Consider the following 13,987-nt stretch of genomic DNA (forward strand, 5'->3'; position numbering starts at 1 on the left):
GTCACCCCGGCAGGGGTTGGCCGCAGCGGGCCGCGAGGCCGTGGTGAATACCGTGCCGCCGCCGGGGCGGCACGTGCCTGTTCCATTTCACCATAAGCCCGGCGCCATGCCGGGGCAAGGCAGGAAAAGACCGCGGCCTTCCCGCCGGGAGCAGGCCGGCAGGCTTGCTAATATTCTGAAAATGAAGGCTTTTGTTTTTGCCGCCCGGCCGCGCTTTGCCGCGGCGGCGCGCCTTTGCCAGCGCGGCCACCTGCCGCCTGGGCTGTGTGTTACCCGCCCCGGCAGCATGCCGGGAAGCAGCGCTTTTTTTGATGGGGCAGCACCATGACGACCACCACGGCTGAGACCGACATGCTGGACATGAATACCCTGCTGGCCACGCTGAAGGCGCTGCGCCGCGGGGACTTCACCACGCGCATGCCGGAAGACTGGACCGGCATGCCGGGCAAGATCGCCGATACGCTCAACGAGATCATCGACATGGCGGCCGACACCACCGCCGAGTTCGAACGCGTGGCGCGGCTGGTGGGCAAGCAGGGCAAGGTCGAGGAGCGTATCGGTTTGCCGATGATGAAAGGCTCGTGGCGCAAGATCGTCGATTCCAGCAATGCGCTGGCGGATGACCTGATCAGCCCGATGAACGAGATGACCCGCGTCATCGGCTCGGTGGCGGAGGGCGACCTGAGCCAGCAGCTGCCGATGAACCTGAACGGGCTGCAGCTGCGCGGGCAGTTTCTCCGCTCGGCGCAGATCGTCAACACCATGGTGACGCGGCTCGGCTCCTTCGCCTCCGAAGTGACCCGCGTGGCGCGGGAAGTAGGCACCGAGGGGATACTCGGCGGCCAGGCGAAAGTGGGTGGCGTGTCCGGCACCTGGCGCGACCTCACCGAATCGGTGAATGGCATGGCGGCCAACCTTACCACCCAGGTGCGCAATATCGCGCAGGTCACCACCGCGGTGGCGAACGGCGACCTGGGCAAGAAGATCTCGGTGGAAGCCAAGGGCGAGATCCTGGAGCTGAAGAACACCATCAACACCATGGTGGACCAGCTGTCCACCTTCGCCGACGAGGTGACGCGGGTGGCGCGCGAGGTGGGCACCGAGGGCGAGCTGGGCGGCCAGGCGCGGGTAAGCGGCGTGTCCGGCACCTGGCGCGACCTCACCGACTCGGTGAACAGCATGGCGGCCAACCTGACCAACCAGGTGCGCAATATCGCGGAGGTGACCACGGCGGTGGCCAAGGGCGACCTGGGCAAAAAGATCACCGTGGAGGCCAAGGGCGAAATCGTGGAGCTGAAGAACACCATCAACACCATGGTGGACCAGCTCAACAGCTTTGCTTCGGAAGTCACCCGCGTGGCGCGCGAGGTGGGTACCGAAGGCAAGCTGGGCGGCCAGGCCGAGGTGCGCGGCGTGTCCGGCACCTGGAAGGACCTCACCCAGAGCGTCAACTTCATGGCGGCCAACCTGACCAACCAGGTGCGCGGCATTGCCAGGGTGGTTACCGCGGTGGCCAACGGCGACATGAAGAAAAAGCTGACGGTGGAGGCCAAGGGCGAGATCGCCGAGCTGGCCGACACCATCAACAATATGACCGATACCCTGGCGCTGTTTTCCGACCAGGTGACTTCGGTAGCGCGGGAGGTGGGGGTGGAAGGCAAGCTGGGCGGGCAGGCCAACGTACCCGGCGCGGCCGGCACCTGGCGCGACCTCACCGACAACGTGAACGGCCTTGCGGCCAACCTTACCAACCAGGTGCGCGCCATTGCCGATGTGGCCACCGCGGTCACCAAGGGCGACCTGACGCGCAAGGTGCAGGTGGAGGCCCGGGGTGAAGTGGCGGAGCTGAAGGACAACGTCAACGAGATGATCCGCAACCTGCGTGAAACCACACGGCAGAACGCAGAGCAGGACTGGCTCAAGACCAACCTGGCGCGTTTCACGCGCATGCTGCAGGGCCAGCGCGACCTGCTGACGGTGTCGCGCATGGTGCTGTCGGAACTGGCGCCACTGATCAATGCCCAGCACGGGGTATTCTACATGATGGGCGAGAGCCCGGCGGAGCAGGCCAAGCTCAAGCTGCTGTCGGCGTATGCGTACAAGGACAATATCAACGTCAACGACCAGTGGCGCATCGGCGAGGGCCTGGTCGGGCAGTGCGCTTACGAGAAGCGGCGCATCCTGCTTACCGAGGTGCCCAGCAACTACGTGGCGGTCACCTCCGGGCTGGGGGCGGCGGCGCCGCTGAGCATCATCGTGCTGCCCATCCTGTTCGAGAACCAGGTCAAGGCCGTCATCGAGCTGGCCTCGTTCATGCAGTACAGCACCATTCACCAGACCTTTCTCGACCAGCTGGCCGAGTCCATCGGCATTGTGCTGCACACCATCGAGGCCAATATGCGCACCGAGGAGCTGCTCAAGCAGTCGCAGCAGCTGGCGCTGGAGCTGCAGAGCCAGCAGGAGGAGCTGCGGCAGACCAACGAGGAACTGGCGCACAAGGCCCGCCTGCTGGAAGAGCAGAAGGCGGAAGTGGAGCGCAAGAACCGCGAGGTGGAGATCACCAAGCTGTCACTGGAAGAAAAGGCCGAGCAACTGACGCGCACCTCCAAGTACAAGTCCGAATTCCTCTCCAGCATGTCGCACGAACTGCGCACGCCGCTGAACAGCCTGCTGATCCTGGCGCAGCAGCTCAGCGACAATGCCCAACGCAACCTCACCACCAAGCAGGTCGACTACGCCAGAACCATCTACGGCGCCGGCAAGGACTTGCTGGAGCTGATCGACGAGATTCTCTACCTGTCCAAGATCGAGTCGGGCACCGTCAGCCTGGAGCTGGGCAAGACCGCGTTTGCCGATCTGCAGGAGCAGATCGAGCGCACCTTCCGGCCGGTGGCGGAAAACCGGGCGCTGGGCTTCACCATCGAGCTGGCACCGGACCTGCCGCCGGCGCTGTGGACCGACGAGAAGCGCCTGCTGCAGGTGGTCAAGAACCTGCTGTCCAACGCCTTCAAGTTCACCGAGCAGGGCCGCGTCAGCATCGGCATCGCGCCGGCCATCTTCGGCTGGAGCGCCGACCACAGCGGCCTGAACCGTGCCGACGCGGTGGTGAGCTTCGTGGTCACCGATACCGGTATCGGCGTGCCCATCGACAAGCAGAGCCTGATCTTCGAAGCGTTCCAGCAGGCCGATACCGGCACCTCGCGCAAATATGGCGGCACCGGCCTGGGGTTGTCGATCAGCCGCGAGCTGGCGCGCCAGCTGGGTGGCGAGCTGCGGCTGATTGCCAGCGAAATCGGCAAGGGCAGCACCTTTGCCCTGTTCGTGCCGCTGCGCGGCGCAGATGCTTCGCGGGCCGTGGGCGAAGCTGCGTTGCCACTGCTGGAGGCTGGCCGGCGCGACGCCGGCCTGGCGCTGCCGGTGCAGATATTCGATGACCGCGAGTCCATCCAGGGCAGCGACCAGGTGCTGTTGCTGCTGGAGAACGACGTCGGTTTTGCCGGCACGTTGCTGGATGCCGCGCACAAGAGCGGCTTTCGCGGCGTGGTCACCGCCCGCGGTGCGGAAGTGCCGGAGCTGGTGGCGCGCTTCCAGCCGATGGCCCTGCTGCTGGACCTGGACCTGCCCGACGTTGATGGCTGGTCTACCTTCGAGCAGCTCAAGCGCAATTTCGCCACCCGCCATATCCCGGTGCTGATCATTGTTGCCGACGACGACCGCAGCCGCGGGCTGCGCTATGGCGCACTGGCCTGCCTGGTCAAACCGCTGGCCGCCGACGAGACCCGGCGCGCACTGGCAGGGCTGGTGAAGTTTGCACAGCGCAGGAGCCGGCAGCTGCTGCTGGTGGACAGCGATGACGTTGGCCGCAGCAAGCTGGCCAAGCTGCTGGACGGCGGCGGGCAGGTGGAAGTTGTCACCGGCGGCAGCGCCGCCCTGAAACGGCTGGAGCGCAAACACTACGACTGCCTGGTGCTGCATCTGGGCCTGGCCGACATGCCCGGCATTCGGCTGCTGGAGGTACTGCGCGAGCGCGAGGCAACGCGCGAGCTGCCGGTGGTGGTGCATGGCACGGAAGTGCTGACGCCGCAGGAGCGGGCACGCTTTCGCGAGCTGGCCAGCCAGGGGGTGATCAAGGAAGTGCAGTCGCCGGAACGGCTGTTGGACGAGGCAGTGCTGTTCCTGCACTGCGCGGTGGCTGCGCTGCCGCCGCAGCAGCGCAGCATGCTGGAAAAACTCTATGCCGGCCCGGATGGCCTGGAGGGGAAGAAGGCGCTGGTGGTGGACGACGACGTGCGCAATATCTTTGCGCTGACCAGCGTGCTGGAGTCCCACAATATGCAGGTGAGCTCGGCGGAGAACGGCCGCGCCGCCATCGAACTGCTGCAGCAGCAGCCCGACACCGACATCGTGCTGATGGACATCATGATGCCGGGCATGGATGGCTTTGAAACCATGCGCCAGATACGTTCGCTCAAGCGCTTTGCCGCCTTGCCGATGATTGCGCTGACAGCCAAGGCGATGAAGGGCGACCGGGAAAAGTGCATCGAAGCGGGCGCGTCGGACTACGCCAGCAAGCCGGTGGATACCGAGCAGCTGCTGTCGCTGATGCGCAAGTGGCTGCATCGCTGACAGACGGCGCACACGGCGCAATGGAGTCGATATGGCTACGCAGAGACAGGAACCGTCGGTATTCCGCCAGGGTGTGTCGCCGGGGACGCTGGCCCCGCCGGACGGCGTGCCGGCCCCGGTGCTGCTGGTGGACGACAACCCGGCCAAGCTGACCGCGCTGGCCACGGTGATTGCTGACATGGGCCTGGACATCAGCACCGCGACCTCGGGGCGCGAGACCTTGCGCCTGCTGCTGCAGCGCGACTTCGCCGTGATCCTGCTCGACGTGAAAATGCCGGAGATGGACGGCTTCGAAACCGCGGCGCTGATACATGGCCGGCCGAAATCCGCGCATACCCCCATCATCTTCGTCACCGCCGAGGCCAGCACCGACTCCGAGAGCATCCGTGGCTACACCTCCGGTGCCGTGGACTACATCTTTTCGCCCATCGTGCCCGAGGTGATGCGCGCCAAGGTGCGGGTGTTCGTCGACCTGTTCTACCTGCAGCGCAAGCTGACGCTGCAGGCCGAGGAATTGCTGCAGTCCAAGCGGCAGCTGCGCGAGCTGGCGTCCTACCAGGAGCAGATCAAGGAAGAGGAAAGAAAGCGCATTGCGCGGGAAATCCACGACCAGCTGGGGCAGAGCCTGCTGGCCCTGCGTATCGACATCTCCATGCTGTACGAAAACGGCGGCGATTTGCCCCCGGAACTGCACAAGAGGGCGGGCGACATCCTTAACCATATCGATACCGCGATCCGCAGCGTGCGCGGCATCATCAACGACCTGCGCCCGCCGGTGCTCGACCTGGGGTTGCAGGCGGCTATTGAGTGGCAGCTGGAGGAGTTCCGGCAACGCACCGGGATCATGTGTGCGATACACGCCAAGGAGGAGGATTTCCACTGCGACCTGGACGACAATCGCGCCACCACGCTGTTTCGCATCCTGCAGGAGTCGCTGTCGAACATCACCCGGCACGCCCAGGCAACACGGGTGAGCATCGCGCTGTATCGGCTTGGTCGCGAGCTGCATCTGCAGATCAAGGACAATGGCGTGGGCATGAAGGATGTCCGGAAAACCAGCGCCTTCGGCCTGGTGGGCATGCGAGAGCGCGTCGCCACACTGGGGGGCGAGTTTGCCATTGAGAGCGCGCCAGGGCGTGGCACACTATTGAAGATAGCGATACCGCTGGATTGAAGCGTGCGGCAGCCCGTCCTGAGGAATGGGGAAACCGTCACCACGGGCTTTCAGCTACGCCTCCTTCCTGATCCGGCAGCGGAGAAAGGCTTCGGCGTTCGGCTTGCGCATGTATAGCTGCAACAGCCACGCCGATATTGACGTTGGCCGCAAGCGCGATGAGGGCGAGATCGTCCGGGTGGGGCAGGCCTAAGCTGAGACACCCGGGCAACCCCGGGCCGAGGCCGGGCTCCCGGCGTGCCGTTCGCTATAATCCGGCAACGCCACTTTTTGCCGCAGGAACATCATGCCCCTGTCAGCGCTGCAACAGCAGTTAAGCTTTCTGCGAGAAATCGACCGCCTGAAGAGCGTAGTGCGGCAATCGCCGCTGCTTGATCAAAGCCGCAAGGAAAACTCGGCCGAGCATTCCTGGCACCTGGCAATGTATGCCTTGCTGCTGAACGAGTACGCCAGCGCTGTCGTGGACACGAACCGTGTCATACAGATGCTGTTGCTGCACGATATTGTCGAGATAGATGCTGGCGATTTTCCCATCCATGCCGGCGGTTCAAACGCACTGCAGGCCGAGCAGGAAGCCAGGGCAGCTGCGCGTTTGTTTGGCATGTTGCCCGCGCCGCAAGGCAAGGCCCTTCTTGCCTTGTGGCAGGAGTTCGAGCGCGCAGAAACCGACGATGCAAAATTCGCCAAGGCGCTGGACCGCTTTCAGCCGCTGCTCATCAATGTATTTACCGCTGGCGGCACCTGGACGGAAAACAATGTGACGCTGGAGCAGGTCGTCGCCCGCTATGGCCCGGTTATCCGGCGCGGGGCGCCGCAATTGTGGGAGGTATGCGAGCAATGGATAGACCGGCACTTTGCCGGGCAAACGCCGGCAAGCTAGTACCCTGGCCGCATGGGCGCTTGCCCATCATTCAATGCGGCTGCCGGCGCAGCGTGTCCGGGCTTTGCCCGAAGCGCTTGCGGAATACCTTGCACAGGTAGCTGGCATCCTGCAGCCCGATCTCGTCGGCCAGCAGCGCCAGGCTGTGATCCGAATTCAGTAGCCGCCAGCGTACGTGTTGCAAGCGCATTTCCTGCCAGTAATCGTGTGCCGACAGGCTGAATTCGGCATGGAACAAGCGGTCTAGCTGCCGACGGCTAAGCCCGACCAGGGCGGCCAGTTCGGTGATGCCGGTCTTGTCCGCCAGGCGGCTGCGCATCAGTGCGATGGCGCGACCGACATGCCGCCCGGCGTGCGCGTCCTCATCCAGCGACGACAGCTGATGCCCTTGCGCCCGCGGCGCGTCCACCAGCATGTCGGCCAACCCTTTCAGCGCGCGTATCCGCCCAAGGTGGCGGGCCAGCAGCTCGACCGCCAGATCGATGGCGGCGCTACCGCCGGCGCAGCTGATACGGGGCCCGTCGAAACAGTACAGTTGCTCCTCCACCACGCGGATATGCGGAAAAGCGGCGTGAAACTCCTGCACGTGGCGCCAGTGCAGCGCCACGCGATAGCCGTTCAACAAACCCGCTGCGGCCAACATGAAGCAGGCGTTGTCGACACTGACCAGGGGCACCCCCTGTGCCGCCGCCTCGCGCAACAGCCCGCCATAAGCCTCGCCCAGCGCCTGGCTACCCCGCGCGGTTCGCCCGCCGAATACCACCAGGTAGTCGTAATCCGCCAGGCGGATCTGCCCCGGCGTGACCTGGATCGCCGTGGCCACGCCGCTGCTGGAAACGATATGCCCGGCGCTCAGCCCGAGTACCCGCCACTCGCAATGCCGTTGCCGGCTGTAGTCGGCCTCATCGGCGGAAAACCGCAGCTTGTCGAGAAATCCGCCGAACGGCAGCAGCGAGAATTCCGGCAGGGGTAGCAGCAGGAAACGCACCTCGGGCGCCGCAGCTGTGTTGCTGGCAGGTACGGGTGGGGGCGGGAGAGACGATGACATGGTTGATCCGCTACGGTCGTTGCAACTGTCCAGAAATTATCGCAATACGGCCATATTTTGCCATTGATTCCTGCCGGCCATGCTTAGACTGGAAGCACTCCAGACACGAGGGCACTCCAATGGCTTGGCAGACTTGGCTTCTCTACTTGGCGGCAGCAATCGGCCTGTCTCTTACCCCCGGCCCGAATGGCCTGCTGGCGCTGACCCATGGTGCGCTCTACGGGCACCGTAAAACGCTGTATACCGTGAGCGGTGGTGTTATCGGCTTCGTCGTGCTGATCGGCCTGTCGATGTGCGGCATCGGTGCCTTGCTGCAGGCTTCGGCCCAGGCGCTGACGCTGCTGAAACTGGTCGGCGGCGCCTACCTGGTGTGGCTGGGCATCCAGTTGTGGCGCGCTCCGGCGCTGCGCCTGAGCACCGACGGGCAGGCACCGGCCAGGCGCGGGCGAGCGCTGTTCGGCCAGGGCTTCATCTCCGCGATCTCCAACCCCAAGGCGCTGCTGTTCTACGGCGCGTTCCTGTCGCAGTTCATCGACCCGCAGCGCGGGTTGTGGCCCCAGTTCGTGATCATGGCCGGGACTTTTGCCGTGATCGAGTTCTGTGTGGAATGCCTGCTGGCGCGGTTGGCCCACCGTATCCGCCCGCGACTGGAGCGCAGCGGCAAACGTTTCAACCAGTCATGCGGCGGTCTGTTCATGCTGGCTGGTGCGGTATTGACGATCAGTCATTAAAACAGGGCCGGCTATGTCATCGATGCCCCGGGTACACCAAGATGGAAACCCTGGGCATAGTTTACATTCATGCTCTGCAATGCACTCTGCAATTCCGCCGATTCCACGAACTCTCCGACGGTCAATATCCCCAGGTCCTGGCATAGCTGGCTCAGGTTCTTGACCAGGGAATAGTCGACTTTGGAATTGATGATGTTGCGCACGAATGCGCCATCGATTTTGACAAAATCAAATGCCAGTTCGCGAAGATAGTGGAAGGAGTTATAGCCGCTGCCAAAGTCGTCCAGCGCAAACAGGAAGCCTTTTTTGCGCAGCGTATTCAAAAAGCTTCGCATATGCGTCATGTCGCTGATGGCATCACGCTCGATGATTTCAAATACCAGGTGGCTGGGGGGGATATCAAGTTCGGCGCAAAGTTTTTCGGCATAGCCAATCACGCCGCGGCCCTGAATTTCCTGCATCGAAAGGTTGATGAACAGCAGCACCGGCGGTTTGCCGGCATCCAGGCGCCGTCGCAGCGCATGCAGGCCGTGATATATCACCGCGCGATCCAGGTCGCGTGACAGCCCGTATTTCTCGATGGTTTCAATGAAGGCGCCAGCAGACAGGGTTTCGCCATTGGGCTCGATCAGGCGCGCCAGTGCCTCATAGGCGAACAGTTCGCCGCTGTGGCAATCGTATATCGGCTGGAAATAGGGGATCAGGCGCCCCTCGCCGATGGCGTTGCGCAGGTGCTCCACGAAGTCACGCGTCTGGCGCTTGTGCTGCACCCTGTCCTTGACTGCGGCGACCGAGCCGATGCCATCCTTGCCAAGCTCCTTGGCACGGTAGAGGCCCACATCCACCCCGGTCATCAGGTCGGATACGCTTTGCGCATCCTGCGGGAAGGTTGCGGCTCCGATCGAGGTGGTGACATGGAAATGCTTGCCGTCCGGCGCGGCAAACTGGTTGTTGCGCATCAGGTTGCGCAGTTTTTCCGCCACCACATACGCGGCTTCGGCGCCTGTTTCCGTGAGCAGGATGATGAATTCGTCGCCGCCCAGGCGGGCAATCAGATCGCCCTTGCGGGTTACCACGCGCAGCAGTTCGGCAATCCGCCGCAGCACGGTGTCGCCGCAGGGGTGGCCCCAGGTGTCGTTTACATCCTTGAAGTCGTCCAGGTCCAGCATCAGCAGTGAAAATTCATGCCCATGCCGCTCGGAGCGGTCGACCTCGTATTCGATCATCTCGCTGAAGTAGCGCCGGTTATGCAGGCCGGTAAGCGGGTCGTGATTCGAGTAATACTCCAGCTCATCCAGGGTTCTGCCCAGCGCCTTGCTGGAGCCGACCACCATGACCATCACGGCCAGAATCGAGCGGATGACGGCCAGCTCCTGCTCGCCAGGGTGGCGGGTGCTGGCGTAGGCGATGCCAAGCAGCCCCGCCAGGTTGACCGAGTCCATCTCCGGCACCGCCACCGTGATCATTTCTACATCCAGCGGCATGCCCAGGCGGGTGTCGGATTCGATCTCGAACTCTTCGAAGTCGATAGGCAAGTCATCCGGCAGGTGCAGCCCACTGATCATTTCCTTGGCCAGCCGGGTTCGCACCATCGACTTGGTCGACTCGTCCGGCGTGCCTACATAATAAATATTCAACCCCAGCCCGTGCTCTTCCGCAAAGGCGATAAAAAAGAACTGGAACGGGAAGATGGTATGAAAGCTGCCCAGAATCTCCTGCACAAAGGACTTCCACTGCGTCACCTTTTCGTGCGAGAGAATGATCTGCTCCAGCACCGCGCTTTGCCGTTCCAGCAGGTTTTTTTCAATCAGTGTGCCGGCCAGCCACTGCGTGGCCTGGTCAAAGCGCAGCAGGATGCGTTTCAGATCATCGCAGTTGTTGCCGCCGCGCTTCGTATTGGTCTGCAATAGAAACGGCAGTGCTGCTTCAAGGTTCCGGCAGCGATTTATCGTCGAAGACAGTATGTGATGCAGCTTGTCACGTTCATCTGCGGGAATGCCTCCCTCGGCAATCCTGGTCACGCCTTGCTGCAGGGTAGTGATGACATCCTGGTGTACATCGCTTACCAGCCGCAGGATGGCGCCACGGAAATTCTGGTTGCGGATCTGGTTTTCGAACAGGGCTGCAAAGCGTTCGACCACCTGCAGCCGCATCTCGGCAATATTCTGTGGCAGGTCGTGGAGTTTGGCGGCACTCACGCGTGCTCCTCGCTGATGAACTCTTCCAGCAGGTCCACGCCGCATTCCAGCTGGTTGAACCAGGCCAGGAATTCCTGCACGGCCTTGCCGCGGTATACCGGGCCATGCTGCGGGGCGATCATGTCGATGTCCAGGCGGGAAACACGCTGCACCCAGTTTCTTGCCGCGCGGTTGGAGCACATGTACCGGCGATGGAAACCCTCGATATGCGGGATATGCCTGGAAAAGTCGTCCACGAACGCCTCATCCAGATCGGTCGGCATCATGGCGGCGCCGATATCGCCCGAGAACAGGATTTTGGAGCGGGGGTCGTAAACGTTGATTTGTCCTTCCGAGTGCAGGAAGTGCGCCGGAATAAGCTGCAAGTCAAAGTCTGGCGTGATGCTTAGATGCTGGCCTGCATCAGGCACGCCGGTGAAGCGCTCCATCGCTTCAATGCCATAGTGCGGAATAAACCGCAGCCAGATGCTGGAAATGTATACCGGGGAATGCGTCAATTCGAGCCAGGCAGAAATGCCGCCGACAATGTCCGGGTCCTGATGCGAAAGAATAATGGCCTTGATCTGGTTGGGCGGCAGGTAGCGGAGCATCTCGGTCAGCACTCGCGGCATCACGCCAAAGCCGCCCGGGTCAAGCAATACACCATCTTCGCCATGCTGGATCAGGTACTGATTGGAGCGAATGCCATCTTCTTCCCCGGGTTCACTCTCATTCAGCAAGACAAAGCGGTGTGTTCCGCTGTCAAACAGATCAATATTTTGCATGATTTTTTGAAGATCAGGATATTCAGTTGTTTGCAATATATGGGATGCCCATCGGGCTTCGGTTGATCCAGATCAAATCGAAATGCATGCCACCGCCGCTGTGTCTTGCTGCTTTGCCGGGAATTACATGGCGCTATTTGCGGGCCATGCCGCATGGTGTGCGATAGGGTGATGCCTGTATTTCTGACTGGAGGGCTGGTGTTTTACATGGGCTTGAGCCAGCCATGTAGTGGCATATCTGCTGCTGTTTTGCGCAAAGAAAAGCAAGCAGTAATTTTATGGGGACGAAAATCTGGTGCAGTTTTTCGGGTTTTTAGGCGGGGATTTGGGAATTGATCGAGCGTGGCAAGCAATTGCCATTGCATCGTGTGGAGGGGCTGCGCTGGTATGGCCATCAAGCCCGGCCAGCAAATTATTTGCAGGCCGGCTTTTTTGTGCGGCCAGGTAAGTATTGTGCTGTTTCGCCGTGGCAGAAACAGTGAACACCGTGATGGTACGGTTTTCAGCAGCTGGTGGCGGCGTGGTGATTTTCTGTCGCGTTGTGATTTTCCGCCTTGAAAACCACCACGGTATTCCGCCCGCCTTTCTTGGCCTTGTACATGGCCTCGTCGCCGAATCGCAATAGCTCCTGTGCATTGCCTGCATGGTCGGGGTAGGTCGCCACCCCAATACTGGATGAGATATTGAGTGCCAGACCATCTTCCATCATGAATGGCTGATCCAGCAGGGTTCTGATGTGTTCGGCAACACCCACGGCAGCGTCGGTGGCGTCGATATTCTGCAACAGCACAACAAACTCGTCGCCTCCAATGCGGGCAACGGTGTCCGTCTTGCGCAGGCATCTGCCGATTCGGTTCGCTACCTGTTTCAGCAGCCAGTCGCCGGTGTTGTGGCCATAAACGTCATTCACTGCCTTGAACTTGTCCAGGTCGATAAACAGCACCGCTATCCTGAGCCGTTCCGGACGTGCCTGGGCGATTGACTGCTCCAGGCGCTCATCCAGCAATCTGCGATTGGGGAGGTCGGTGACCTGGTCATGAAACGCCAGGTAGTCAAGCTTGTGTTGAATCTGCTTCTGTTCGGTAAGGTCGTAATTGACGCCGACCATGCGTAGCGGCTTACCCTGCGGGTCATAGGTGGTATGCGCTACTGCCTTGATATAGTGCACCGAGCCATCCGGCCAGATCACGCGGAATTCCGGCGCGTATGTCCGCTCCCCGCGCAGCGCGGCCTGTATTTCTTCCGTGACATAGGCTTTGTCATCCGGGTGGATGGCATTTGACCAGGTCTCGTAGGCTCCCGTGAAATTGTCTTCATGGATGCCGTAGAGCTTGTACATCACTTCATCCCAGATCAGTTGGCCATTTTCAATATCCCAGTCCCAGATACCGACAATGCCGGCCGAGGCGGCAGCCTCCAGGCGCTCCTTGGCATCAACCAGCGCTTTGGTGCGTTCAATAACCTGCTTTTCCACGCTCTCATAGGCGATTCTGGCGCGGTGTTCGGCAATGCTTTGCTGGGCAATCAGGGTGGCAAACCCTACCAGCATTTTCAGAATGGAGGGGAGTTTCTCTTCCGCTACAATCGGCACTTCGGATAGCGCCTTGAAATACCTGTCCGGATCAAAGCCGAACTGGTCGCACTGCGCTTCGAAATACGCCATGCTGGGCGGCTCAAGAAAAAACTGGCCGATAAACAGGTTGGCAATGTGCTGCCCTTCGATGACGATAGGCGATGCACAGTCAGTCAGGCCATTATGGCAGCGGTAAATGGCATAATTCTTGCCGTCACTCATGTGCCGCGACAGGCTTTTGTCGCTTTCCAGGCAGCGCTCAAGGGTTGTCGAATTGACGCGATGAAACTCCATGCACAGGCGCTGCCAGTTCGAGGATGATAAAACCCGGCCATTAAAGTCGATAATCGCAACCGGCAGCCCGACAACCTCCAGATAACTGGCAAATACTTCGTTCATCAGGCTGAAGTCGACCAGCTCTGCAAGGTTGAATGCGGAGTCGGGTGATTTTTCTTCTTGCGCCAAATCCAGATTCCACTTGGCAAATAGTGGATCCCGCATCTGTTTTAATTGGGATGGACGAACAAAGAATATGGGCTGCGGAGTGACTTGGGGCGAATTCGTCATGACTGAAGGCTACCTGACGAGTAAATGCAATTTCTCGGCAACAATAAATGTACGGCCGGCCTGGGGCCCGTTTGCCACACAGGCAAAAACAAGCTGACCGGGGCGCCTGGGCTTGTCCGCCACGCGAACACTTGATATCCGGTTCTTTAAGTGCCCGGCGCCGCCTGTTCAAGCTGATGCGTAGCTGCAAACCGGGCCAGCAAGGGCGAATTTGGCCACCGACAAGATTTGGCTGCAACCAGAATGCCTGCATTCTTGCATGCTTTTCGCTGCCAGGTTGCATAAATAGCGGCTGGTTCTGCTGTCGCCGCGTGCTGGCGCTGTCCGCAAGTGAAGGTGGGTCGAAGGTGGGTGGATAGTGCCAACGCTGTCGGCTGGCGTGGCGTTGCTGGCAGCAGCTTGCCCAGCGACAGGGTGGCGCCGGTG

At 61.3% G+C, this 13,987-nt stretch carries 8 protein-coding genes; 4 read left to right on the forward strand and 4 right to left on the reverse strand.

Annotated elements, in window-relative coordinates; translation table 11 throughout:
- The first annotated feature begins 324 nt into the window (after window positions 1-324).
- The 3 genes from PSELUDRAFT_RS14485 (at window position 325) to PSELUDRAFT_RS14495 (ending at window position 6,680) form a co-directional block, all read left to right on the forward strand.
- Window positions 325-4,626 carry a response regulator gene (locus PSELUDRAFT_RS14485; RefSeq protein ID WP_088967504.1) on the forward strand — a complete coding sequence of 1,434 codons (4,302 nt, stop codon included), beginning with the start codon at window positions 325-327 and terminating at the stop codon, window positions 4,624-4,626.
- Between the two features lie 31 nt (window positions 4,627-4,657).
- Window positions 4,658-5,800: a response regulator gene (locus PSELUDRAFT_RS14490; RefSeq protein ID WP_088967505.1), complete on the forward strand. Its 1,143-nt coding sequence runs from the start codon at window positions 4,658-4,660 to the stop codon at window positions 5,798-5,800.
- A gap of 286 nt (window positions 5,801-6,086) precedes the next feature.
- Window positions 6,087-6,680, forward strand: a complete 594-nt coding sequence (locus tag PSELUDRAFT_RS14495; protein WP_088967506.1) for an HD family hydrolase — start codon at window positions 6,087-6,089, stop codon at window positions 6,678-6,680.
- A gap of 31 nt (window positions 6,681-6,711) precedes the next feature.
- Here PSELUDRAFT_RS14495 and PSELUDRAFT_RS14500 read toward each other — a convergent pair whose 3' ends face one another.
- Window positions 6,712-7,728: a GlxA family transcriptional regulator gene (locus tag PSELUDRAFT_RS14500; RefSeq protein WP_088967507.1), complete on the reverse strand. Its 1,017-nt coding sequence runs from the start codon at window positions 7,726-7,728 to the stop codon at window positions 6,712-6,714.
- 146 nt (window positions 7,729-7,874) lie between these two features.
- Between PSELUDRAFT_RS14500 and PSELUDRAFT_RS14505 the strand changes: the two genes are divergently transcribed.
- Complete coding sequence (locus PSELUDRAFT_RS14505) at window positions 7,875-8,459, forward strand: LysE family translocator (protein WP_231895227.1); 585 nt, start codon at window positions 7,875-7,877, stop codon at window positions 8,457-8,459.
- 11 nt (window positions 8,460-8,470) lie between these two features.
- Here the strand turns inward: PSELUDRAFT_RS14505 and PSELUDRAFT_RS14510 are convergent, their stop codons facing one another.
- The 3 genes from PSELUDRAFT_RS14510 to PSELUDRAFT_RS14520 form a co-directional block, all read right to left on the reverse strand.
- Window positions 8,471-10,657 (reverse strand): bifunctional diguanylate cyclase/phosphodiesterase, encoded by a 2,187-nt coding sequence (locus PSELUDRAFT_RS14510; RefSeq protein WP_197693879.1) that lies wholly within the window; start codon window positions 10,655-10,657, stop codon window positions 8,471-8,473.
- Window positions 10,654-11,421: an MBL fold metallo-hydrolase gene (locus PSELUDRAFT_RS14515; protein WP_088967509.1), complete on the reverse strand. Its 768-nt coding sequence runs from the start codon at window positions 11,419-11,421 to the stop codon at window positions 10,654-10,656. Before PSELUDRAFT_RS14515 ends, PSELUDRAFT_RS14510 begins: the two co-directional genes overlap by 4 nt.
- A gap of 502 nt (window positions 11,422-11,923) precedes the next feature.
- Window positions 11,924-13,561, reverse strand: a complete 1,638-nt coding sequence (locus PSELUDRAFT_RS14520; RefSeq protein WP_088967510.1) for a diguanylate cyclase — start codon at window positions 13,559-13,561, stop codon at window positions 11,924-11,926.
- Between the last annotated feature and the right edge of the window lie 426 nt (window positions 13,562-13,987).

Origin of the sequence: Vogesella sp. LIG4 (assembly GCF_900090205.1) — a bacterium.
Lineage (GTDB): Bacteria > Pseudomonadota > Gammaproteobacteria > Burkholderiales > Chromobacteriaceae > Vogesella.

Excerpts from the sequence above, each read along its gene's own strand:
- PSELUDRAFT_RS14485 (WP_088967504.1), top strand. The coding sequence starts at position 325 with ATGACGACCACCACGGCTGAGACCGACATGCTGGACATGAATACCCTG.
- PSELUDRAFT_RS14490 (WP_088967505.1), top strand. The coding sequence starts at position 4,658 with ATGGCTACGCAGAGACAGGAACCGTCGGTATTCCGCCAGGGTGTGTCG.
- PSELUDRAFT_RS14495 (WP_088967506.1), top strand. The coding sequence starts at position 6,087 with ATGCCCCTGTCAGCGCTGCAACAGCAGTTAAGCTTTCTGCGAGAAATC.
- PSELUDRAFT_RS14500 (WP_088967507.1), bottom strand. The coding sequence starts at position 7,728 with ATGTCATCGTCTCTCCCGCCCCCACCCGTACCTGCCAGCAACACAGCT.
- PSELUDRAFT_RS14515 (WP_088967509.1), bottom strand. The coding sequence starts at position 11,421 with ATGCAAAATATTGATCTGTTTGACAGCGGAACACACCGCTTTGTCTTG.
- PSELUDRAFT_RS14520 (WP_088967510.1), bottom strand. The coding sequence starts at position 13,561 with ATGACGAATTCGCCCCAAGTCACTCCGCAGCCCATATTCTTTGTTCGT.